Origin of the sequence: Methylobacterium goesingense (assembly GCF_022179225.1) — a bacterium.
Taxonomy (GTDB): Bacteria; Pseudomonadota; Alphaproteobacteria; order Rhizobiales; family Beijerinckiaceae; genus Methylobacterium; species Methylobacterium goesingense.
The window spans coordinates 22,517-42,463 of sequence record NZ_BPQL01000006.1; the positions used below are offsets into that span (position 1 = coordinate 22,517).

Below are 19,947 nucleotides of genomic sequence, written 5' to 3' on the forward strand. Positions count from 1 at the left end.
GGCCATGATGTCGCTCCCGCGGAGGAAACCGCGCCGGGGCGATGCGTCCGTTTTTCCAACGAACACAGCAGGACCAGACCCCGTGAAGGTGATCGCCTCTACGCTCCGCAAGGGCAACGTCGTCGACAAGGATGGCAAGCTCTACGTCATCCTGACGGTCGAGAACATCCACCCCGGCAAGGGCACCCCGGTGACGCAGCTCGACATGCGCCGCATCACCGACGGCGTGAAGGTGTCCGAGCGCTACCGCACCACCGAGTCGGTTGAGCGCGCCTTCGTCGAGGACCGCGAGCACACCTTCCTCTACGAGGACGGCGAGGGCTTCCACTTCATGAACCCCGAGAACTACGACCAGGTCGCGATCCCCAAGGACGTCGTCGGCTCGGCCGCGCCGTACCTGCAGGAAGGCATGGCCGTGATGGTCTCCACCCATAACGGCGTGGCCCTGACCTTGGAGCTGCCCCAGCGCGTCGTGCTCGAGGTGACCGAGACCGAGCCGGCGATGAAGGGCCAGACCGCCTCCTCATCCTACAAGCCCGCCATTCTCTCCAACGGTGTGCGCACCGCCGTGCCGCCGCACATCGCGGTGGGCACCCGCGTGGTGATCATGACCGAGGACGGCTCCTACGTGGAGCGCGCCAAGGACTGATTTCGACTTCGGGACGGCGCACCGCCCTCAGGGTGCTGTTCCTTCGGCCGCGTCGTAGCAGGCTTGCGACAGCGCCTGGGCCTTGAGGCGCTCCTCGGCCGTGAAACTGCGCGGCCGGTCGGCCCAGAGCCCCTCGCGCCGGAAGGCGTCGGAGACGCAGGACGCGGCTGCGGCGCAGGCGCCGGCCTCTCCGCCCGTGGCGGTGCAGTTGCGGACATAGAGTGCCCGGAACTCGGCGACGCCGGCCTGCGGATGCGGCCCGGTCAGGCTCACGAGGCCGGTGAAGAGGCCCATCAGCACCGGCTGATGGATGAGGTAGACCGCGAGGCTGTGCCGCCCGGCAAAGGTGAGGGCCCGCGCCGGCCGCGCCCGCCATCCGCCGACCCGAGAGCCCGCGAAGGCCGGCAGCCCGGCGCGGGCGAGGGCGACGCCGATGAGGACGAGACCCGCCCAAGGCATCAGCGGCACGTAATCGTTGGTCTGCGGCGTCCCGCGTCCGAGGCCGAGGAAGGCCAGGACCGGCGCGTCCAGCCAGTCGGCCGCGATGAAGTGCGGCGCGGCCAGGATGGCGAGCCCGGCGACGGCCGCGCTCCAGACCGGCAATCCGCGCACGAAGGGTAGCGCGAGGACGCTGGCGACGGCGATGCAGTGCAGGATGCCGAAGAAGATGTAATGCGCCGGATCGGTGAGCACCGTGGCGCCGGTGACGAGGAGCGCGGCTCCCGCGATCCGCGCCAGCCTCATGGCGAAGGGCCGGGCCGCGAACCGGGTGCCGTTCATCAGCACCAGTCCGACACCGACGAGGATCAGAAAGCTCCCCGCGATCCCGTGCGCCGCCGCGCGGCCGAGCGGCGTCAGGGCATAGTTCTCGGGCGTCAGGCGCAGGGCCCCCAAATCCCAGAGGGCGTGATACGTCGCCATCGCCGCGAGGGCGACGCCGCGGGCCGCATCGATGGCTTCGAAGCGCGGGCGGGACGGCGTGGTCGGGGAAACGGGGCTGGTCATGCCGGCATGCCCCTAGCACCGATCCGCCACGGAGGCGCCACCGCCCGGCCGACCGGATTTCGGCGCACGTGGTGAACGAAATTTGAACCTGAGACGCCCAAGCCCGAAAACGCTTTGTCACACGAAGGCGATAGGACGGTTCGTTCTGTTGCGTCCGAACCGCCGTGCCGAACAATGCGGCATCGATGAACCTCCGCGACCGTCAAACGGGCTTCCGCCGAGTCATGACTTCGTTAATCTCTTTCACGGGTCGCGTGGCGTGATTCGGTGTGGGTTGCTTACATGTCGGACGATTTCGGTTCGGGCCCGTTCGGGCGGCATTCGTCGGGGGAGACCGACGACACCCGCGCCGGCGAGGGCCCCGGCGCGGACATCCAGCGCCCCCTCGACCTCGTCGAGGTGGCGGGCCGGATCAAGTGGTTCGACGTCGCCAAGGGCTTCGGCTTCATCGTGCCCGACGACGGCTCGGCGGACGTGCTGCTCCACATCACCTGCCTTCGGCGCGACGGACACCAAAGCGCCAGCGAGGGCGCTCGGGTCGTCGTGGAGGCCACGGAGCGGCCGCGCGGCTGGCAGGCCTTCCGGGTCCTATCGCTCGACCAGTCGACGGCGATCCACCCTTCCGAACTGCCCCTGCCGCGAACCCACGTCACCGTCACGCCGACCAGCGGGCTCGAGACCGCCGTGGTGAAGTGGTTCAACCGGCTGCGCGGGTTCGGCTTCCTCAGCCGGGGCGACGGCACGGCGGACATCTTCGTGCACATGGAGACGCTTCGCCGCTACGGCATCGCCGAACTCAAGCCCGGCGAGATGGTTCTTGTCCGCTACGGCGACGGTTCGAAGGGCAGGATGGCGGCGGAAGTCCGCCTCCTCGACGGCGCACTGCCCGCTTCACATTGACGGATGGTCCGGTGATTTCTCGACGCATGACCGACTGGCGCGGCCGCTTCGGCGCGCTCCTCGCGATGACGCTTCTCGCCCTGGCACCCGGAGCGGTCGCAGCCCAGGATGCCACCTCCGGGCCGACCGAGCCCCTGAGCATCGTCACCCGGGGCGGACGGCACAACTTCGCCGTGGAGGTGATGCGCACCGACGCGGACCGCTCGCGCGGGCTCATGTATCGCCGCACCATGGCGCCCGACCACGGCATGCTGTTCGACTTCGCGGCGACGGCCCCTGTCGCGATGTGGATGAAGAACACCTACCTGCCCTTGGACATGCTGTTCATCCGACCGGACGGCAGCATCGCGAAGATCGCGGCCGATACCGAGCCACTGTCCACGAAGGTGATTCCCTCGAACGAGCCCGTGCTGTCTGTGCTCGAACTCAATGCCGGGACGGCAGCCCGCCTGAAGATCCATCCTGGCGACCGGGTCGAGCACTCGCTCTTCGGCGGAAAGACGCGTTGAAGGCGCCGAGACGCCTGCGACCGAACACATCGAGAACAAAGGCTTGACGCCTGTTCCGTTTCGGATCAATGTTCCCTTAATGTTCTGAACCGTTCCGGTGTGCCACGGGCGCAACGCGACGTCGACGAGGGAACATCATGTTCGACCAGCATTCGGATCACGCCTGCACGACCCCGAACCGCCCATTCGCGAACACCGAATGGCGCCTGCTCGTCGACGGGTTGGAACATCGGACCAGCGGCTACTTCATCGCCGCGGACATGATCGCGATGCGGCGCGGCGATCTTTGGGAGTGGCCGCTGCACCTCTCGGAGAAGAGCTGGTGCGGCCCGCGCGCCTTCCGCGAAGCCTTCCTGGCGGCGCTCGACGCGTTCGGCATCAGCCCCGACGCGAACCTCGCGCGCTCTTTCGCCCTTGGCTTCGGGCTCGTCGCGGGGCCCGGCACCAGGGTCGGCGGAGAGGACTTCGTCGCCCTCTGCGAGTTGGTTCGGCCGAAGCCTCCGGCGACGCCCCGCAAACGCTCTGCTGCGTCCGAGGCCCGGACGCCGTCGCGCCGGACCGCGATGCCCGTCCCGCAGCGGACAGGCGAACCCAACCGTCAGCGCGCCACACTCTGACACGCGGGACCGGGATGGTCCCGCGCCCGCGCTGCCCTAGCTGTCACGGACAGCTCCGAGACCGACCAGGGATACCATGTCGAACACGCCCGATTGCCCATCCGCCGACGCGCTGCTCGGAGGTCTCGACGGGCTCCTGACGCCGCCGTTTTCCCGGCGGGGTTTCGTTATGACGAGCCTGATGACCGGCCTCACCCTGGCGACGACCTCAGTCGAGGCGCAGGTGATCCGGACCGACGCCGAGGGTCTTGAGGCCGGCGAGGTGAAAATCCCGGCCGGCGACGGCCCGATGCCGGGTTACCGCGCGATGCCCGCCGGGGAGGGGCCGTTTCCCGTCATCCTGGTCATCGAGGAGATCTTCGGCGTCCACGAATACATCAAGGACATCTGCCGTCGCCTCGCGAAGGCGGGTTACTGCGCCGTCGCACCCGAACTCTACGCCCGGCAGGGCGACCTCTCCACGATGACGGACGCCAAGCTGATTATTCGGGACGTCATCTCGAAGACGCCGGACGCGCAGTGGATGGCCGACCTCGACGCGGCCGCCTCCTGGGCGGTGTCCGGCGCGCGGGGCGATCCGGCTCGGATCGGAACCATGGGCTGGTGTCGGGGCGGGCGCGGCGTCTGGCTCTACGCGGCGCACCGCCGGGACCTCAAGGCGGCCGTGGCCTGGTATGGACCGGTCGGCGGAGAGCGCACCGAGATCCAGCCGCGTACCGGCACCGACGTTGCGGCCGAGATCAACGCGCCGGTCCTGGCCCTGTATGGGGGCGCTGATACCGGCATCCCGGTGGCGACCGTCGAGGCGGCGCGGGACAAGGCCGTCGCGGCCGGGAAATCCGTGGAGTTGGTGGTCTACCCGGAGGCACCGCACGGTTTTCATGCCGATTACCGGCCGAGCTACCGTCCCGCCGAGGCGAAGGATGGTTGGGCGCGGGCCCTATCCTTTTTGAAGTCGCACGGCGTCGGCTAAAAGCCTCACGAAAGCGTGACACCGAAAGCACAACGGTTCAATCTCGCGGGTCGAGACGCCACGCTGTCCGATCGGCCACATTGACACTTTCCGTGCCCCGTGGCGCAACGTTGTCAGCGGCCCGCCGTTCTGGCCTCAAGAGCGTTCCGGACCCATGAGTGCAGTGACTTCCTCGGACGTACGCCCCGTGATTCTCGTCGTCGAGGACGAACCCGACGAGCGCTTCCTCGCGGCCGAACTCCTGGAAGAAACGGGCTTCCGGGTGATCGAGGCGGAAACAGCCGAGCGCGCGCTCGCCATTCTGAACGACCGGGCCGACGAAGTCAGCGTCGTTTTCTCGGACGTGCGTACGCCGGGGCCGATCGGTGGCTTCGAGCTCGCCCGCATCATCGGCGTGACCTGGCCGCGCGTGCGCGTGCTCCTGACCTCGGGCGATGCCGGCGACCAGCCGAGTGACCTGCGGGTCTCCGCCACCTTCATCCCGAAACCCTGGCGCGCCGCCGATATCCTGGCCTGGGTCGAGGAAGCCGCCGGACGGCCCGATGGAGCGCGGCGAGGCCCCGACGTGATCGGTTCGCCCGCGGGCGGAGCCTGAAATATTATCATAGATCAATGGAAACATGAGGGCGTGAGGCCGTTGACCGGTTTCCCGCAAGCGAGAGGCCGCGCGATGGCCCATGAGCCGAACATGAAACCTGACCGTACCGCCTATGCCGTCAACACGGATGACGGCTGGTCGTCGCTCACGGTCTTGTCGGACCAGCGAATGCTGTCGACCCTCGGCAATAGTCTGCGGCGCGTTTACGAGGACGTTACGGATTCGGCACAACCCAACGATCTCATGCGTCTGGCTGCCATGATCGACGCCCGCCGTAACCATTCCACCGGCTGATCGAGCCGGAACGACTGGCTGAGTGCGGCGGGAATACCGCACTCAACGGCAACGGTTTGCCGTATGATCCTCGGGAATCCAGGTCCACATGCCGGCGGGGGACGAACCCCCGGCAGTTCCGGGCCGGTCGATCGGGCCTCCCATGCGTTTGAACCTTTCCCTCGGTCTTGCCGCCTGCGGCTTTGCTGCACTGATCGCGGCCGGATCGCCGACCTTCGCGGCCGCACCGCCCGTTCAGCCCAAGGACGGACCGGGCGGCATGGTCGACAGCGGCGCCACCATCATCAAGCGCGGGCTCGGCAAGGCCGGCTCCGGGAGCTTCGTGTTCTACAAGTCCGGGCCGGCCCCGACCGAGGGCCGCCCGGTCGTGGTGTTCCTGCACGCCTGGGGCGCGCCGAACCCGCAGGCATACGGCGCCTGGATCGACCACCTCGCCCGAACCGGCGCCCTCGTCGTCTTTCCCCGTTTCCAGGAGTTGAACCGGACCCGGCCTTCGGAAGCCAGCACGATCGCCGCGCGCATCCTGGGCAACACCTTCTCGGATCTGCAAGCCGATGCGGAGGCAAAGCCCGACCGGACGCGCGTCGCGTTGATCGGCCACCTGGCCGGCGCCCCCATCGCGGCCAACATCGCGGCCGATGCCAAGGCGCAGGGGCTACCCATCCCACGCCTGGTCTTCGCGATCATGCCCGGCGGTATCGCCAGCGACGCGCGGGCACGGGGCGTCGTCCTGCAGGACCTCTCGCGAATCGCACCCGAAACCCTCGTGCTCACGGTCATCGGAGATCGCGACGCCCGCGCGGCCGACCACGCCGCCCGGCGCCTGCTGCGCGAGGCGAGCGGCGTGGCGAGCGAGCGCAAGCTCTTCGTTCGCGCACTCTCGGACGATCATGGCTTTCCGGCCCTGACGGCGACGCTGTCCTCGCCGGCGGCCGTCGACGCGGCTTATGACGGGGGGGCGATCAAGCTGCCGCCCGAGCCTCCGCGCGACCCGAAGCAGCCGGCGACGCCGTTCAAGTGGACGCCCGACATGGCCCTGACGGGGGAGCAGACGACGCTGGTGGCGCAGATCAACAATGCCCGCACCGACAGCCTCGATTATCTCGCCTACTGGAAGACTTTCGATCTCGCCGCCGCCGCCGCCTTCGGGGGCAGCGATGCCAGTACCCTGAAGAGCAACCCGCGCTTCAGCGATATGGAGCGCTGGGCGGATGGCTGGCCCGTCAAGCGCCTCGCGGTCGAGACGCCGCGGGCAAGCACGCCCGCACCGGCCGCCGTGGAGCCGGCCGCGCCCGCCGCGCCGCGCGCCAAGCCCGCGAGCTCGCGCCGCCCCTGAGGGCGCGCACGAAGACCCGCCCCCGACCCGGATCACGCCCGATGCAGCTGTTTCACTCCCACTTCTCGCCGTTCGCCCGCAAGGTCATGGTCGTCGCCCATGAGCACGGCCTCGCCGAATCCCTCGAACTCCTGCCCACGGCCGCCCACCCGGTGAAGCGCGATGGGACGATCCTGGCCCGCCATCCCCTCGCGCAGGTGCCGACCCTGATCGACGAAACCGGGCGGGCGATCGCCGACAGCCGGGTGATCTGCGAGTATCTCGATACCCGGGCCGGCGGCGGTCTGTTCCCGGAGGCCGGCCAGGCCCGCTGGATCGCGCTGAACGATCAATCCACCGCCGACGGCATGCTCGATGCCGCCCTGCTGATCCGCTACGAGCTGACCGCCCGGCCCGAAAGCGAGCGCTCGTCCGCGTGGATCGCGGCGCAGCAGGCCAAGATCGAGAGCGGGCTCGCGAGTTTCGAGGGCATTGCCGAGGCGCTCGCCGGCCGCGTGGATATCGGCACCATCGCCCTTGGCTGCGCGCTGGGCTACCTCGACCTGCGCTTTGCCGAGATCGTCTGGCGCGCGGCCCATCCGGCGCTCGGTGCCTGGTACGAGGCGTTCGCCGCCCGTCCGTCCATGATGGCGACGCGCCCGCCCGCGGCCTGAGAACCGGTTGGCGCGCGAGTTGCGACGGCGCCTCCGGGTCAACCGGATGCGCCGCCATGCCCGATTTCGTCGCCACCCTCGCCGCCGCAGCCCTGTTCTGCGGAGGCGTCCTGATCCTCAACGGATTGACACGCCTCGCGCTTCACCTGCACTCGGCACCCTACGACTTGGCCGAGAACGGGCTCCTCCAGTACGGGCTGGCCCTCGGGCTCGCCGGCCTGTTCTGGCGTCGGGCGGTGCGCGGCCCCGCCTGATCGGTTTTCGCTCTGCGAAGACTCCGCGCAGCGTCGCGAAAAGATGGCGATCGTGTGACGGCCCCAGGAACCCCTTCGGTAACTTGACGTTATGCTGTCATGAGGTCGCAGCCGATGCTGCACCGTACTTGATAGAGGGTTGAGTCACATGCTCGGATGGGCCGTTACGTTCCTGGTCGTCGCCCTCGTCGCGGCGCTCCTCGGCTTCGGTGGTATCGCCGGCACGGCGATGGAAGCCGCCAAGCTCGTGTTCTTCGTGGCGATCGTGCTCTTCGCCATCTCGGCCGTGATCGGCCTGATGCGCGGCCGTTCGCCGACGCTCTGAGCCGCACCGGCGTCGCGATCGACGCCGAGAGGCTCGCAGAAGCGGAAGCGACATAGGAGAAGGGCCGCTCGTCGAAACGAGCGGCCCTTTCTCATTGTGGGTGGGATAAAGCGGTGAACCGGATGCGTCAGGTCTGGGAATCTGATTCCGGCATCGATGTATCCAGCTTGGCGATGAGATCGCGGAAGCGGTCGGGGACCGGCTGCTGCACGATGGTGTCGTACATTGCCCGCAGATGCAGGCCGATCCGCATCTGCGTATGATCGCTCAGACCGTGCAGCGACGTCGCATCCGTGCCGTTCGGGGCTGGTCCCTCGGCGGAGGGGCCACCGCCCGATTCGTTGTCTTCCATACTTCGGTCCCCTCGGATGTCGACAAGCGACATCGCCGCGATTGTTTTGCGGCTTCACATAGGCCATGGCTGCACCTGCAACGCTGGTGTGAACAATCGGTTCCCAGCCGGCGGAACGGAGCCCCGCATTCCGCGTTGTGGCGGAGGCGCCCGAGAGAACGGCAAAGCCAAGGGGATATAATGTCGACAGCTCAACTCGTCGTTCAGCATCTGCCGTACCTGCGCCGTTACGCGCGGGCGCTGACCGGCAGCCAGGTTGCTGGCGACGCCTATGTGGCGGCCACTCTGGAAACTCTGGTGAACGAACCGGAGACGCTCGGCCGCAGCTCGAACGTGAAGGCCGACCTGTTCCGTGTGTTCACCCGTATCTGGAACTCGCTTTCGGTGAACGGCCAGAGCGAGCAGGTTCAGCATGACCTGCCGGCGGAGGTGCGCCTCGGCCAGATCACGCCGCTTCCGCGTCAGGCCTTCCTGCTGTCCTGCCTCGAGGGCTTCTCGGAGGAAGACGCCGCGATCATCCTCGCGGTGGACGTGAGCGAGGTCCGCGATCTCGTGGACGAGGCCGGCCGCGAGCTCGCCGCCGACATGGCCACCGAGATCCTCATCATCGAGGACGAGCCGCTCATCGCGATGGATCTGGAGGCCCTGGTAGAGGGTCTGGGCCACAACGTGATCGGCGTCGCCCGCACCCGGACCGAGGCCATCAAGATCGCCTCCGAGGGCACGCGCCCCGGCCTGATCCTGGCCGACATCCAGCTCGCCGACGGCAGCTCCGGCCTGGATGCGGTGAACGACCTCCTGAAGACCTTCGAGGTCCCGGTGATCTTCATCACAGCCTACCCGGAGCGCTTCCTAACCGGCGAGCGTCCCGAGCCGGCCTTCCTCATCGCCAAGCCATTCCAGCCCGCCAACGTTTCTGCGGTCATCAGCCAGGCGCTGTTCTTCCAGCAGAGCGCGCGCCGCCGCGAGGCCAAGTCGGCCTGATCGCGACGCTCACGCGCAACATCTTCGAAGATCGAGAACCCCGGCCACCGCCGGGGTTTTTTCGTTGCCCGCCCGTCCGAAGAGCAGCTTGCACCGCATGGTGGCTGCGCACGAAAAAACGGGCCGGACAAAAGTCCGGCCCGCTGAAAGTTTCCGGCCAATGCACAAGGGGAATGCGGGGGAGGACCAGGCGGCCGGGTTGCCATGACAACGGTGGGCACCGCAGCGGGTTCCGAAATCCGCAGGCGCGATGCGATTTTCCCGGAGAATGATGCGTCAGCGCCACACCGACCTCCATTGTCCCAGCCTTGCAAAGCCGAACGCAGACATTTCGATCGATGCCATTAACTTGGCGCTATTCAGAACATCGTGGTTAAGGAACCGTTTTTCCGGGTGCGCGTTAGACCGACAACCTGTCAAGCTCCCTCTGGAGATTACGACGATGTCTCGGTCAGGCTTCTTCCTCAGTGTGAGTGGACCGGCCGCGATTCTGACGCTCCTCGTTCACCCAACGATCCGTCAGACCGCAGATCAATGGACGCCCGCCCCCGCATTCGTCGTCTCGTCCACACCCGCCCCCGTGTCACTCCCTGTCGAAGTCGCCTCGATTCCGGGGGCAGGCACGCGCACCGTGCCGGCGATTCCGAGCGCTGGCCGTACCGCGAGCGACAAGGATGCGCCCCGGATGCGCAAGCCTCTTCAGGAGGGCTGCGAGCGGTCGATCAGCTCGCTCGCCGGGCCCGAGGCGCGCCGCATGGTCCCCGGTCGCTGCATGACCTAAGACAACCTGAATTCTTCGACGCGCGAGGAAACAGCAAAGCCCCGCTTCATCGAAGCGAGGCTTTGCTGTTGTCGTTCATCTGGGAAAAGCGTCGCGCGCGACCCCGAAGGATCGCGCGCGCAGAACGTCACTCGTCGCCCGGACGACCGGAACCGCTCGACTGGCCGCCCTTGCGGCCGGCATTGGACGCGAGTTCGCGGTCCTGGGAGAAGGAGCGCTTCTCGGCGGGCACGCTGCGCCCACCCTTGCTCGCGATCTCCCGCTGCCGCTCGAGGTCCATCGATGCGAAACCTCGCTTCGAGGTGGAATTTCCTGATGCCATCAGCGCCTCCTCAGCTTTGCTTTCACTGAGATGACAACCTTTGCCAATATCGATGGTTCCTCCTCTCGGACGGTCACCAGCAAAGTCACGTGCAGGATTATGCATTAATCCAAGCTTAACCGTTAGCCGCTGATTCGCGGCCCCGAAATCACGGGAGCCTGCGTGATCCCGTGCTCCCGAGCCGATGCCGGGACCGGGCTCTGGACAAAGGCGTGCCGACCCGCATTGGATGCCGGCGGATCTTGCGGTGTCGGGAGGGACGTCGCGCCCAGCCCGAGCCCGTCCCAGGAGCCCTATCCATGACCCTCGACACCGAGGTTTCCTCGCTGCGGCAGGTACCGCTATTTCGCGGCGTCGAACCGTCCCGCCTCAAGCTTCTGGCTTTCACGAGCGAGCGCGTTCACTTCGAGGCCGGCCAGCAACTGTTCGCCCGTGGAGATGCGGCCGATGCCGCCTACCTGCTCCTCGAGGGCTCGGCGGAGGTTTCGATCGACGGCCCGCAGGGGCCGTTCCGGCTGGCTCTCCTCGGCGCCAACGCCCTGGTGGGCGAGATGGGCATCCTGGCCGACCAGCCCCGCTCGGCCACGGTGGCGGCCCTCGACACCCTTACCGCCTTGCGCATCGACCGCGCGGTCTTCCTCGAACTCCTCGGTCAATTTCCGCAGATCGGAATCGCGGTGATGCGCGAACTCGCCCTGCGCCTGGAGCAGACCAACCAGCAGCTCGCGCAGAGCCAGGGCTGATCCCGCTCAGGTCTCCGGGTAGGTGATGAACTCCATGAGGGACCCGTCCGGATCGCGGAAGTAGAGGCTCAGGCCGGGGCCCGCCGCTCCGTTGCGCTCGACCGGGCCGAGCTCCACCGGAATCCCGTGGGCGGCCAGATGGGCCGCGGCGGTCTCGACCGGCCCGGACCAGCGGAAGCAGAGGTCGCTGTTGCCGGGCATCACCGGGTGTTTCGCGAGCGGCATGGCCTCGATGCCAGGACCGTGGACGTTCAATTGCACCCCGCCGAAGCGATAGGCGAAGCCGGCACCGCGCCGGATGACCTCGGCCCCCATCACGTCGCCGTAGAAGGCGTTCGCGCGCTCCCAGTCGCTGACGTGGATCACGCAATGATCGAGGTGGATCGCCGGCCCGACTTCGGCGAGCGGCGCCTCGACATCGACCATGGGGAGCGTCTCGGTATCGGCCATGGCGGCTCTCGGCCCTTCAGCTTCGGAACGGGTCGATCATGTGACCCGGGTCCGCCCGACGCAATGGCGGTCGCCGCGCCAATGCGGCGCCATTGCGCCCGACCCGGTCTTACGGGATCGCGAACCTGCGGCGGGAAAGACACAACGTCCAGGCTCGCGGGCGGCTAGTCAGGGCTGTGCCGTCATCCGACGTATCGAATCGTGGAGCCGTCCATGCCGTCCCGCCGCCTTGCCCTCGGGCTGATCCTGCTGGCTCCCCTGGCCGCATGCCAATCGCGCGGCCCCGTCAGCGTGGCGCAGGACGACGAGGCGGCCTGGTACACCGGCACGATGCCGGACAAGCCCTTCGACGTACCGCTGGTCGACAAGACGCGCCTCGATCCGAAGTACCGCCGGCAGATCGTGCGCTACACCGGGCCCGAGAAGCCCGGCACCATCGTGGTCGACATCGACGCCCGTCAGCTCGCCCTGGTGCAGGAGGACGGCACTGCGGTGCAGTACGGCGTCGGGGTGGGCAAGCTCGGTTTCTCCTGGAAGGGACAGGCGCGGGTCGGCCGCAAGGGAACGTGGCCCGACTGGCGCCCGACCACCACGATGGTCTCCCTCAACCCCGACCTGCCGCGCACCCTCAAGGGCGGCGTCGACAATCCCCTCGGCGCCCGCGCGCTCTACCTCTACCAGGGCTCACGCGACATCCTGTTCCGCATCCACGGGACCAACGAGCCCTGGAGCATCGGAGAGCAGATGTCCTCGGGCTGCGTGCGCATGCTGAACGAAGACATTGTCGATCTCTACGAGCGTGTTCCGGTCGGCGCGACGGTTCTGGTCAAGCGAAACGGCAAGTACCGCGTTTGAGGTAGATCCTTTTTGAATTGCGTTGATTGATAGATCTGGCACCGGAAGGTCGTCGGTCCAAGATCCCGGGAGGCATTCGATGACGATCACCATTTCGAGCTTGCAGCCGATCATCGCACTCGCGGCCGGCGTGCTGATCCTGATCATGCCACGATTGTTGAACTTCATCGTGGCCATCTACCTTATCCTTGTGGGACTGATCGGCCTCGGCGTCTTTCGGGCCCTGTCCTAGACACCGCGCAACACGGTTACACACCGCCTAAAGCGTTACACGGTTCCGGCGTGGCCGCGCCGTTCATCTTGCGTTGCAGCAGGAGATGGTCCAACCCGCCGTGTTAGGAATGGGGCGTGTTTCACTCCCGCAAGCGGACGGATACAAATGGGCAAGTGGGTCTATTCCTTCGGTGACGGCAAGGCCGAGGGCCAGTCGTCCATGCGCAACCTGCTGGGCGGCAAGGGTGCGAACCTCGCGGAGATGTCGAATCTCGGCTTGCCGGTTCCCCCCGGATTCACCATCACGACCGAAGTCTGCACCTACTACTACGATCACGGGCAGCAGTACCCGGCCGAGCTGAAGGCCGAGGTCCAGGCCGCCCTCGATGCGGTCGGCGCGCTCACGGGCCGTGGCTTCGGCGACCCGAAGAACCCGCTCCTCGTCTCGGTCCGCTCGGGCGCCCGCGCCTCGATGCCCGGCATGATGGACACCGTGCTGAACCTCGGCCTGAACGACGCCACCGTCGAGGCCCTGGCCCAAGGCGCCGGCGACCCGCGCTTCGCCTATGATTCCTACCGCCGCTTCATCACCATGTACTCCAACGTGGTCCTCGGCGTGGAGCACCACGCCTTCGAGGAAGCCCTGGAACACTACAAGGAGGGCAAGGGCGTCAGCCTCGACACCGAGCTCGGCGCCGAGGACTGGAAGCAGCTCGTGACCAAGTACAAGGCCATCGTGAAGGCCGAGCATGGCTCGGACTTCCCGCAGGCGCCCGAGGACCAGCTTTGGGGCGCCATCGGCGCGGTGTTCGACTCCTGGATGATCCCGCGCGCCAAGAAGTACCGCGAACTCAACAACATCCCGGAGAGCTGGGGCACGGCCGTCAACGTCCAGGCCATGGTGTTCGGCAACATGGGCGACACCTCGGCCACTGGCGTCGCCTTCACCCGCAACCCCTCTACGGGTGAGCGCGCCCTCTACGGCGAGTTCCTGATCAACGCCCAGGGCGAGGACGTGGTGGCGGGCATCCGCACCCCGCAGGACATCACCGAGAAGGCCCGCATCGAGGCGAAATCCGATCGTCCGTCGATGGAGCTGGCCATGCCGGATTCCTACGCGGAGCTGGTGCGGATCTACGGTCTCCTCGAGACCCATTACCGCGACATGCAGGACATGGAGTTCACCATCGAGTCGGGCAAGCTCTGGATGCTCCAGACCCGCAACGGCAAGCGCACCGCCAAGGCGGCCCTGCGCATCGCCGTCGACCTCGCGGCGGAAGGCCTGATCACCGAGGAGGAGGCCATCGGCCGGGTCGAGCCCGCCGCCCTCGACCAGCTCCTGCACCCCACCATCGACCCCAAGGCCGAGCGCAAGGTCATCGCCTCCGGCCTGCCGGCCTCGCCGGGCGCGGCTACCGGCGAGATCGTCTTCAACTCCGAGGATGCCGAGGCTGCCCGCAAGGCCGAGCGCAAGTGTATCCTCGTGCGGGTGGAGACCTCGCCCGAGGACATCCACGGCATGCACGCCTCCGAGGGCATCCTCACCACCCGCGGCGGCATGACCAGCCACGCGGCCGTGGTGGCCCGCGGCATGGGCAAGCCCTGCGTCTCCGGCGTCGGCTCGATCCGCGTCGACTACAAGGCCGGCACGCTGACCGTGGCGAGCACCACCCTGAAGGCCGGCGACAAGATCACCATCGACGGCTCGACGGGGCAGGTGCTCCTGGGCGAGGTGGCGATGCTGGAGCCGTCGCTGTCGGGCGAGTTCGCCACCCTGATGGGCTGGGCCGACAAGGTGCGCACCATGAAGGTCCGCACCAACGCCGACACGCCGACCGACGCGCGCGCCGCCCGCAACTTCGGCGCCGAGGGCATCGGCCTCTGCCGCACCGAGCACATGTTCTTCGAGGGCGACCGCATCATCGCGGTGCGCGAAATGATCCTCGCAGACGACGTCGAGGGCCGCCGCTCGGCGCTCGCCAAGATCCTGCCCTACCAGCGCCAGGACTTCGTCGAGCTGTTCACGATCATGTCGGGCCTGCCCGTCACGATCCGCCTGCTCGATCCGCCGCTGCACGAGTTCCTGCCGCACACCGACGAGGAGGTGCGGGACGTCGCTCAGAGCATGGGCGTGTCGGAAGAAAAGCTGCGCCGCCGCATGACGGAACTGCACGAGTTCAACCCCATGCTCGGCTTCCGGGGCTGCCGCCTCGCGATCGCCTTCCCGGAGATCGCCGAGATGCAGGCCCGCGCCATCTTCGAGGCCGCCGTCCAGGCCGCCAAGGAGACCGGTGCACCGGTGACCTCCGAGGTCATGGTGCCGCTCGTCTTCACCAAGATGGAGTTCGACATCGTCAAGGCGCGCATCGATGCCATGGCCAAGGCAGTCTCTGCCGAAACCGGCGGCACGCTTGATTACCAGGTGGGCACGATGATCGAGCTGCCTCGCGCGGCCCTGCGGGCGGGCGACATCGCCGAGACGGCGGAGTTCTTCTCCTTCGGCACGAACGACCTGACCCAGACCGCGCTCGGCATCTCCCGCGACGATGCCGCGACCTTCCTGGGCGCCTACACCCAGAAGGGCATCCTATCGGCCGATCCGTTCATCTCCATCGACCAGGAAGGCGTCGGCGAGCTCGTGCGCATCGGCGTAGAGCGCGGTCGCGCGGTTCGCCCCGACATCAAGCTCGGCATCTGCGGCGAGCACGGCGGTGATCCGGCCTCGATCGGCTTCTGCCAGGAGGTCGGCCTCGATTACGTGTCGTGCTCGCCCTACCGGGTGCCGATCGCCCGCCTCGCGGCGGCCCAGGCCGCCCTCGCCGTCAAGGCTGCCGGCAAGGCGAGCAAGTAAGACCGCGTCCCCCCGCGGGACGGGTTCGGAGGCGGATGCGGGGCGGCCGATGGCCGCCCCGTTTTCGTTGCGAATCCGACCGTTCAACAAATTGTCGAAAACACGGCGAACCGATTTCGCGCAGGCACGTTCAGTGCTAGTGCCGAACCGTAGCGCGCGGGTCATCCTGCTCATTGGGGCGGCAGCCATCGCGTGGGATCGCCGGCATGAACGACACCAGCCCACCCCCTCTCTTCATCAATGAAAATCCCGTCGCGGTGCCGCTGCCCCGCGCGATGCAGCAGGCCTACCTGTGGGTCGTCACCGGCCTCGGCGGCCTCGCCACGATCGCGCTGTTCGTCTTCGCCGTCGCGACCCAGAGCGGCGCCGACGCGGAGCGGATCGCGAGCAGCCAGAGCGGCGAGCGCACGGGCTTGACGACCCTGATCGGGCATCTCGGCGCCACGCATGGACGGCCGGGCGCGCTCTGACCGGACGCCCTTAACCGCTCCGCAACCATACCACACGATAGTCGATCTCACGGGCCGCCGCCTCTCCCTGAGGGCCGGCGATCCGCGCGTTTGGCATCCTTGTGCGGGTCGGTTGCGTGGGCACGAAACGGTTACGACGCGCTTCGCATCTGCGCTGGCTCAGTGCCGCCATGGTGCCCTGGACGGCCGGGCTCGGCCTCCTCGTCTCCTTCACGGCGACCGCGGGTACGGACATGGCCCCGGGCGCAGCGGGCCTCGCCGACCGCGCATCGCGCGTCGCCGCCACGGCCTCGCCCGGCGCGCGCCTCTCCGGAACCCAAACGCGCACTCATCCGGCACGGCGCTCGGCCACGCGGCTCCCGGGCGGCGGCACCGATGCGCCCGCCACCGGCATGGTCATCCGCGCCAGCCTCGCCGAACCGGGCGACGGCCTGATCGCACCCGGCTCCACCGCCTGGAATCCGGATCTCGACGCCAGCTTCGTACCTGCCCCCGAACTGGGCCTGGACCAGTCCCCGGATGCCGAAGGTGGTCCGATCGTCATCGAGGACGGCGCGACGCCCGCGATCCCGCGCGCCGAGGCCCTGTCTTCCACGACCCCGGCCCCGGCGGATGCGACCCCGATCGAGGTGGCCGCGGCGAACCTCGCCTTCCCGGGCCTGTCGCCGCGCGCGGGCACGACGGACGGCGCTACCGCGCCGGTCCCGGACGCGACGCCCGAGGCCGCACGCCACCGCTACGCCGACCTGATCGGCCCCGACGCCATGGACCGTGAGCAGCGCTGCCTCGCCGAGGCCGTATACTTCGAGGCCCGCAGTGAACCCGAGGAGGGACAGGCCGCCGTCGCCCAGGTGGTGCTGAACCGGGTCAAGAGCGGCCTCTACCCGAGCAACGTCTGCGGCGTCGTCTACCAGAACCGCCACCGCTACATGGGCTGCCAGTTCTCCTTCGCCTGCGAGGGCAAGTCCCTGCGCGTGACGGACGGCCCGTCCTGGCAAACGGCCACCCGCATCGCGAGCGCCGTGATCGAGGGCCGAACCTACCTTAGCGAGGTCGGTGGCGCGACGCATTACCATGCGGATTACGTGAAACCCGGCTGGTCGCGGCGCCTGAAGAAGATGGACGTCATCGGCCGGCACATCTTCTACCAGCTCAAGCGCGGACAGACCTGAACGCCCGAATCGTTCCCGCGCTTTTTACCTAAGCAATGAAACATCTAGGTAGTCCTAAGCTTGGGTTAATTTTACCCTGACTTGGGATTGAGCTTGCCCACGGGGCAACTTGGCAGCCTCTGATACGTCGAGATGCGCGCGGTCTTCGCGCGACATCCCGCTTCGTTCAGAGTCTCAAGCCCCGAGGAACACGTCATGACCGCGCCGGTCACCCCAAGCCTGCTTCTCGCCGCCATCGCCGGCGCCCTCCTCAGCGTCTCATCCGCCCAGGCGGGGGGTTGCGGCGGCGCCGAGTGCTACCGCCACGTCAACACGCCCCCGGTCTATGGCGCCGTATCGGAGCGCGTCCTCGTACGCCCGGCCGAGACCGTCTACCGCACCGTCCCGCCCGTCTACGACACCGTGTCCGAGCGCGTGCTCGTGGCGCCGGGCGGGCGCGTCTGGCAGACCAGCCGCGACGCCTACGGCGAACTCGTTGGCTGCTGGGTCGACGTGCCCCCGCAATACACGGTGCGCCACCGCCGCGTGCTGGTGCAGCCCGCCCAGACCATTCCGGAGACGATCCCGGCGGAATACGCCAGCGTCCGCCGCCGCGTCCTGGTGCAGCCGGCGCGCTCCGGCTGGGTCCCGGCCAATTACGGGCAGGGCGGCTATCCGGGCGCCTACGGACCGAGCCTCGCCATCGGTTCGATCCCCGATGCCTTCGGCATCACGGGCGCCAGTTCGGCCGATGTCGGCGTGGGCCTCGGCTTCTCCCGGGGCAGCATCTACGACGGCTACTGAGCATGCGGACCGGCCCCGGGTCGCCCGGGGCCGCTTGATTCAACCGGCTGCCGACACACCTTGCCTTGGAAAAGCGGAGGTGTGCCATGGGTTGGTTCAAGGCTTGGGTCGTCGAGAAGACCGAGACGGGGCAATCCCTCGCCTTCAAGGATTTCGACGATGCCGACCTGATGGAGGGCGATGTCACCGTCCGGGTGTCCCACTCCACGGTGAACTACAAGGACGGACTGGCGATGACCGGCAAGTCGCCGGTTGTGCGCCGCTTCCCCATGATCCCGGGCATCGATTTCGCCGGCACCGTCGAGACTTCGGACCACCCTGACTACAAGCCTGGCGACGCGGTGGTGCTCACCGGCTGGGGCGTCGGCGAGACCCATCTGGGAGCCTACGCCGAGCGCGCCCGCGTCAAGGGCGACTGGCTGGTGCCACTGCCGGAGGGCCTTAGCCCCGCCCAGGCCATGGCGATCGGTACCGCCGGCTACACCGCGATGCTCTGTCTGATGGCCCTCGACCACCACGGCGTGAACCCGGCGCAGGGTCCGGTTCTGGTCACGGGCGCATCCGGCGGCGTCGGGTCGGTGGCCGTCGCGCTCCTGGCCCGGGCCGGCTGGCACGTCATCGCCTCGACGGGTCGCGATTCGGAGGCCGATTACCTGCGAAACCTCGGAGCCGCCGAGATTCTCGACCGCGCGGAACTCGGCAAGCCCGGCAAGCCGCTCGCCAAGGAGCGCTGGGCGGCAGCGGTGGACGCGGTCGGCTCCGTCACCCTCGCCAACGTCCTCGCCGGCACGAAGGCGGACGGCGCGGTGGCGGCCTGCGGTCTGGCGCAGGGCATGGACCTGCCCACCTCCGTGGCCCCCTTCATCCTGCGCGGCGTCTCGCTGCTGGGCATCAACAGCGTGACCACGCCCCAGGCCAAGCGCCGGGCGGCCTGGGGACGCCTCGCGCGGGAACTCGATCACGACAAGCTCGCGGCGATGACCCAGACGGTGCCGCTGGCCGGCGTCGACACGGTGGCGCAGGCGATCCTGGAGGGCCGGGTCCGCGGGCGCACGGTGGTCGAGGTGGCTTGAGCGGAACGCCGGGCACACGCCGGGCGTTTTCGTTTTCATGAGCCAAGCATTTGTCCGTGAGCGGGATGGAGACGCGGTGTTCGAGGATCTCCCCGAGCGCCCGATCTCGTCCCATCCCAATTTCGTCACCCCCGAGGGGATGGCCCAGATCGAGGCCGAGGTCGCGCGCCTTCAGGCCGCGTTCTCGGCTCTGACCCCGGAGGCGCAGGCCGACGTCGCCCGCATCAACCGCGACCTCGCCTACTGGACAGCCCGCCGCAGTTCCGCTCAGCTTGTCGAGGCTGAGCCCGGCGACGTGGTCCGGTTCGGCTCGACGGTGACGATCCTGGCCGAGGACGACAGCCGCCGGACCTACCGCATCGTCGGTGAGGACGAGGCCGATCCGGCACAGGGCACCATCTCGTACGTTTCCCCGATGGCCCGCGCGCTGACCGGTAAGGTCGTCGGCGACGTCGTCGAAGTGAATGAACACGAGAGCGAGATCATGGAAATCGGCTGAACCGCGTACACCCGGTGACGGCCCAGCCCAGCCCAAGAAAAAAGGCTCGGATTGCTCCGAGCCCTGAAAGGGAAAAGGCCATTGGGGGCAGTACTGGCCTTCGTGATGGTAAAACGCAGTCCCCCGGGTCTGGTTCCAAGAAAATTCGAAAAAAGTTTCAGCGCGGCGCGGAGGCCCTCCGCAGCCGATCATTGATCGCCTCGCCGAGACCGCGTTCGGGGATCGGCGCGACCGCGATCACTGGCGCGCCGATGCCGTCGAGCTGGCGCAGCGCCGAGAACAGGCG

General features: G+C 68.0%; 26 protein-coding genes. 21 read left to right on the forward strand and 5 right to left on the reverse strand.

Annotated features, from left to right (window positions below; all coding sequences use genetic code 11):
• Window positions 1–82: 82 nt before the first annotated feature.
• A complete protein-coding gene (gene efp, locus MFF30_RS00855; protein WP_056474694.1) occupies window positions 83–649 on the forward strand; it encodes an elongation factor P in 567 nt (188 codons plus the stop codon).
• 27 nt (window positions 650–676) lie between these two features.
• Here the strand turns inward: efp and MFF30_RS00860 are convergent, their stop codons facing one another.
• Complete coding sequence (locus MFF30_RS00860; RefSeq protein ID WP_238275371.1) at window positions 677–1,654, reverse strand: acetyltransferase domain-containing protein; 978 nt, start codon at window positions 1,652–1,654, stop codon at window positions 677–679.
• Between the two features lie 282 nt (window positions 1,655–1,936).
• Here MFF30_RS00860 and MFF30_RS00865 point away from each other — a divergent pair, with 282 nt between their 5' ends.
• The 10 genes from MFF30_RS00865 to MFF30_RS00910 all read left to right on the forward strand — a co-directional run bounded on the left by MFF30_RS00865 (window position 1,937) and on the right by MFF30_RS00910 (window position 8,113).
• Window positions 1,937–2,554 (forward strand): cold-shock protein, encoded by a 618-nt coding sequence (locus MFF30_RS00865; protein ID WP_238275373.1) that lies wholly within the window; start codon window positions 1,937–1,939, stop codon window positions 2,552–2,554.
• A gap of 26 nt (window positions 2,555–2,580) precedes the next feature.
• Window positions 2,581–3,063, forward strand: a complete 483-nt coding sequence (locus MFF30_RS00870) for a DUF192 domain-containing protein (protein WP_373320812.1) — start codon at window positions 2,581–2,583, stop codon at window positions 3,061–3,063.
• A 137-nt stretch (window positions 3,064–3,200) separates the two neighbouring features.
• Window positions 3,201–3,680, forward strand: coding sequence for a hypothetical protein (locus MFF30_RS00875; protein WP_238275375.1), 480 nt, complete (start codon window positions 3,201–3,203; stop codon window positions 3,678–3,680).
• A gap of 76 nt (window positions 3,681–3,756) precedes the next feature.
• Window positions 3,757–4,653 (forward strand): dienelactone hydrolase family protein, encoded by an 897-nt coding sequence (locus MFF30_RS00880; protein ID WP_238275379.1) that lies wholly within the window; start codon window positions 3,757–3,759, stop codon window positions 4,651–4,653.
• A gap of 154 nt (window positions 4,654–4,807) precedes the next feature.
• Window positions 4,808–5,248, forward strand: coding sequence for a response regulator (locus MFF30_RS00885; protein WP_238275381.1), 441 nt, complete (start codon window positions 4,808–4,810; stop codon window positions 5,246–5,248).
• Between the two features lie 75 nt (window positions 5,249–5,323).
• A complete protein-coding gene (locus MFF30_RS00890; protein ID WP_238275384.1) occupies window positions 5,324–5,545 on the forward strand; it encodes a hypothetical protein in 222 nt (73 codons plus the stop codon).
• A 142-nt stretch (window positions 5,546–5,687) separates the two neighbouring features.
• Window positions 5,688–6,881 (forward strand): alpha/beta hydrolase family protein, encoded by a 1,194-nt coding sequence (locus MFF30_RS00895; protein ID WP_238275387.1) that lies wholly within the window; start codon window positions 5,688–5,690, stop codon window positions 6,879–6,881.
• A 41-nt stretch (window positions 6,882–6,922) separates the two neighbouring features.
• On the forward strand, window positions 6,923–7,534 hold the full coding sequence (locus tag MFF30_RS00900; protein ID WP_238275389.1) for a glutathione S-transferase: 612 nt from the start codon (window positions 6,923–6,925) through the stop codon (window positions 7,532–7,534).
• A 56-nt stretch (window positions 7,535–7,590) separates the two neighbouring features.
• Window positions 7,591–7,788, forward strand: a complete 198-nt coding sequence (locus MFF30_RS00905; RefSeq protein ID WP_238275391.1) for a hypothetical protein — start codon at window positions 7,591–7,593, stop codon at window positions 7,786–7,788.
• Between the two features lie 148 nt (window positions 7,789–7,936).
• On the forward strand, window positions 7,937–8,113 hold the full coding sequence (locus MFF30_RS00910) for a DUF1328 domain-containing protein (RefSeq protein ID WP_003599466.1): 177 nt from the start codon (window positions 7,937–7,939) through the stop codon (window positions 8,111–8,113).
• A gap of 127 nt (window positions 8,114–8,240) precedes the next feature.
• On the opposite strand, the gene MFF30_RS00915 is transcribed toward MFF30_RS00910, so the two are convergent.
• The gene (locus tag MFF30_RS00915) at window positions 8,241–8,498 is read right to left on the reverse strand and encodes a NepR family anti-sigma factor (RefSeq protein ID WP_238275393.1); all 258 of its coding nucleotides are present in this window, start codon (window positions 8,496–8,498) and stop codon (window positions 8,241–8,243) included.
• A 147-nt stretch (window positions 8,499–8,645) separates the two neighbouring features.
• On the opposite strand from MFF30_RS00915, the gene MFF30_RS00920 reads away from it, so the two are divergent.
• Complete coding sequence (locus MFF30_RS00920; protein ID WP_238275395.1) at window positions 8,646–9,449, forward strand: response regulator; 804 nt, start codon at window positions 8,646–8,648, stop codon at window positions 9,447–9,449.
• A 908-nt stretch (window positions 9,450–10,357) separates the two neighbouring features.
• Here the strand turns inward: MFF30_RS00920 and MFF30_RS00925 are convergent.
• Window positions 10,358–10,552, reverse strand: a complete 195-nt coding sequence (locus tag MFF30_RS00925; RefSeq protein WP_055953126.1) for a con-10 family general stress protein — start codon at window positions 10,550–10,552, stop codon at window positions 10,358–10,360.
• A 299-nt stretch (window positions 10,553–10,851) separates the two neighbouring features.
• Between MFF30_RS00925 and MFF30_RS00930 the strand changes: the two genes are divergently transcribed.
• A complete protein-coding gene (locus MFF30_RS00930) occupies window positions 10,852–11,295 on the forward strand; it encodes a cyclic nucleotide-binding domain-containing protein (protein WP_238275397.1) in 444 nt (147 codons plus the stop codon).
• Between the two features lie 6 nt (window positions 11,296–11,301).
• Here the strand turns inward: MFF30_RS00930 and MFF30_RS00935 are convergent, their stop codons facing one another.
• Entirely contained in the window at window positions 11,302–11,745 is a 444-nt protein-coding gene (locus tag MFF30_RS00935; RefSeq protein ID WP_238275400.1) for a VOC family protein, read from the reverse strand.
• A gap of 213 nt (window positions 11,746–11,958) precedes the next feature.
• On the opposite strand from MFF30_RS00935, the gene MFF30_RS00940 reads away from it, so the two are divergent.
• The 8 genes from MFF30_RS00940 (at window position 11,959) to greA (ending at window position 19,661) form a co-directional block, all read left to right on the forward strand.
• Window positions 11,959–12,600, forward strand: a complete 642-nt coding sequence (locus MFF30_RS00940; RefSeq protein ID WP_238275402.1) for a L,D-transpeptidase — start codon at window positions 11,959–11,961, stop codon at window positions 12,598–12,600.
• A 79-nt stretch (window positions 12,601–12,679) separates the two neighbouring features.
• Window positions 12,680–12,832: a DUF3096 domain-containing protein gene (locus MFF30_RS00945; protein ID WP_238275404.1), complete on the forward strand. Its 153-nt coding sequence runs from the start codon at window positions 12,680–12,682 to the stop codon at window positions 12,830–12,832.
• Window positions 12,833–12,979: 147 nt separating this feature from the next.
• Window positions 12,980–15,664, forward strand: coding sequence for a pyruvate, phosphate dikinase (ppdK, locus tag MFF30_RS00950; protein WP_238275406.1), 2,685 nt, complete (start codon window positions 12,980–12,982; stop codon window positions 15,662–15,664).
• Window positions 15,665–15,870: 206 nt separating this feature from the next.
• Complete coding sequence (locus MFF30_RS00955; RefSeq protein WP_238275409.1) at window positions 15,871–16,134, forward strand: hypothetical protein; 264 nt, start codon at window positions 15,871–15,873, stop codon at window positions 16,132–16,134.
• 116 nt (window positions 16,135–16,250) lie between these two features.
• Window positions 16,251–17,306 carry a cell wall hydrolase gene (locus MFF30_RS00960; protein WP_373320813.1) on the forward strand — a complete coding sequence of 352 codons (1,056 nt, stop codon included), beginning with the start codon at window positions 16,251–16,253 and terminating at the stop codon, window positions 17,304–17,306.
• Window positions 17,307–17,501: 195 nt separating this feature from the next.
• Window positions 17,502–18,089, forward strand: coding sequence for a hypothetical protein (locus tag MFF30_RS00965; protein WP_238275411.1), 588 nt, complete (start codon window positions 17,502–17,504; stop codon window positions 18,087–18,089).
• A gap of 86 nt (window positions 18,090–18,175) precedes the next feature.
• On the forward strand, window positions 18,176–19,162 hold the full coding sequence (acuI, locus tag MFF30_RS00970; protein ID WP_238275413.1) for an acrylyl-CoA reductase (NADPH): 987 nt from the start codon (window positions 18,176–18,178) through the stop codon (window positions 19,160–19,162).
• 37 nt (window positions 19,163–19,199) lie between these two features.
• Entirely contained in the window at window positions 19,200–19,661 is a 462-nt protein-coding gene (greA, locus tag MFF30_RS00975; RefSeq protein WP_238275415.1) for a transcription elongation factor GreA, read from the forward strand.
• Between the two features lie 157 nt (window positions 19,662–19,818).
• On the opposite strand, the gene MFF30_RS00980 is transcribed toward greA, so the two are convergent.
• The coding region (locus MFF30_RS00980) for a Sua5 family C-terminal domain-containing protein (protein ID WP_283205846.1) at window positions 19,819–19,947 on the reverse strand (129 nt) is incomplete at its 5' end.

What these genes read in the sequence shown, in the direction of transcription:
- MFF30_RS00860 (WP_238275371.1), bottom strand. Translation starts at nt 1,654, where the DNA reads ATGACCAGCCCCGTTTCCCCGACCACGCCGTCCCGCCCGCGCTTCGAA.
- MFF30_RS00865 (WP_238275373.1), top strand. Translation starts at nt 1,937, where the DNA reads ATGTCGGACGATTTCGGTTCGGGCCCGTTCGGGCGGCATTCGTCGGGG.
- MFF30_RS00870 (WP_373320812.1), top strand. Translation starts at nt 2,581, where the DNA reads ATGACCGACTGGCGCGGCCGCTTCGGCGCGCTCCTCGCGATGACGCTT.
- MFF30_RS00875 (WP_238275375.1), top strand. Translation starts at nt 3,201, where the DNA reads ATGTTCGACCAGCATTCGGATCACGCCTGCACGACCCCGAACCGCCCA.
- MFF30_RS00880 (WP_238275379.1), top strand. Translation starts at nt 3,757, where the DNA reads ATGTCGAACACGCCCGATTGCCCATCCGCCGACGCGCTGCTCGGAGGT.
- MFF30_RS00885 (WP_238275381.1), top strand. Translation starts at nt 4,808, where the DNA reads ATGAGTGCAGTGACTTCCTCGGACGTACGCCCCGTGATTCTCGTCGTC.
- MFF30_RS00890 (WP_238275384.1), top strand. Translation starts at nt 5,324, where the DNA reads ATGGCCCATGAGCCGAACATGAAACCTGACCGTACCGCCTATGCCGTC.
- MFF30_RS00895 (WP_238275387.1), top strand. Translation starts at nt 5,688, where the DNA reads ATGCGTTTGAACCTTTCCCTCGGTCTTGCCGCCTGCGGCTTTGCTGCA.
- MFF30_RS00900 (WP_238275389.1), top strand. Translation starts at nt 6,923, where the DNA reads ATGCAGCTGTTTCACTCCCACTTCTCGCCGTTCGCCCGCAAGGTCATG.
- MFF30_RS00905 (WP_238275391.1), top strand. Translation starts at nt 7,591, where the DNA reads ATGCCCGATTTCGTCGCCACCCTCGCCGCCGCAGCCCTGTTCTGCGGA.
- MFF30_RS00910 (WP_003599466.1), top strand. Translation starts at nt 7,937, where the DNA reads ATGCTCGGATGGGCCGTTACGTTCCTGGTCGTCGCCCTCGTCGCGGCG.
- MFF30_RS00915 (WP_238275393.1), bottom strand. Translation starts at nt 8,498, where the DNA reads ATGTCGCTTGTCGACATCCGAGGGGACCGAAGTATGGAAGACAACGAA.
- MFF30_RS00920 (WP_238275395.1), top strand. Translation starts at nt 8,646, where the DNA reads ATGTCGACAGCTCAACTCGTCGTTCAGCATCTGCCGTACCTGCGCCGT.
- MFF30_RS00925 (WP_055953126.1), bottom strand. Translation starts at nt 10,552, where the DNA reads ATGGCATCAGGAAATTCCACCTCGAAGCGAGGTTTCGCATCGATGGAC.
- MFF30_RS00930 (WP_238275397.1), top strand. Translation starts at nt 10,852, where the DNA reads ATGACCCTCGACACCGAGGTTTCCTCGCTGCGGCAGGTACCGCTATTT.
- MFF30_RS00935 (WP_238275400.1), bottom strand. Translation starts at nt 11,745, where the DNA reads ATGGCCGATACCGAGACGCTCCCCATGGTCGATGTCGAGGCGCCGCTC.
- MFF30_RS00940 (WP_238275402.1), top strand. Translation starts at nt 11,959, where the DNA reads ATGCCGTCCCGCCGCCTTGCCCTCGGGCTGATCCTGCTGGCTCCCCTG.
- MFF30_RS00945 (WP_238275404.1), top strand. Translation starts at nt 12,680, where the DNA reads ATGACGATCACCATTTCGAGCTTGCAGCCGATCATCGCACTCGCGGCC.
- ppdK (WP_238275406.1), top strand. Translation starts at nt 12,980, where the DNA reads ATGGGCAAGTGGGTCTATTCCTTCGGTGACGGCAAGGCCGAGGGCCAG.
- MFF30_RS00955 (WP_238275409.1), top strand. Translation starts at nt 15,871, where the DNA reads ATGAACGACACCAGCCCACCCCCTCTCTTCATCAATGAAAATCCCGTC.
- MFF30_RS00965 (WP_238275411.1), top strand. Translation starts at nt 17,502, where the DNA reads ATGACCGCGCCGGTCACCCCAAGCCTGCTTCTCGCCGCCATCGCCGGC.
- acuI (WP_238275413.1), top strand. Translation starts at nt 18,176, where the DNA reads ATGGGTTGGTTCAAGGCTTGGGTCGTCGAGAAGACCGAGACGGGGCAA.
- greA (WP_238275415.1), top strand. Translation starts at nt 19,200, where the DNA reads ATGAGCCAAGCATTTGTCCGTGAGCGGGATGGAGACGCGGTGTTCGAG.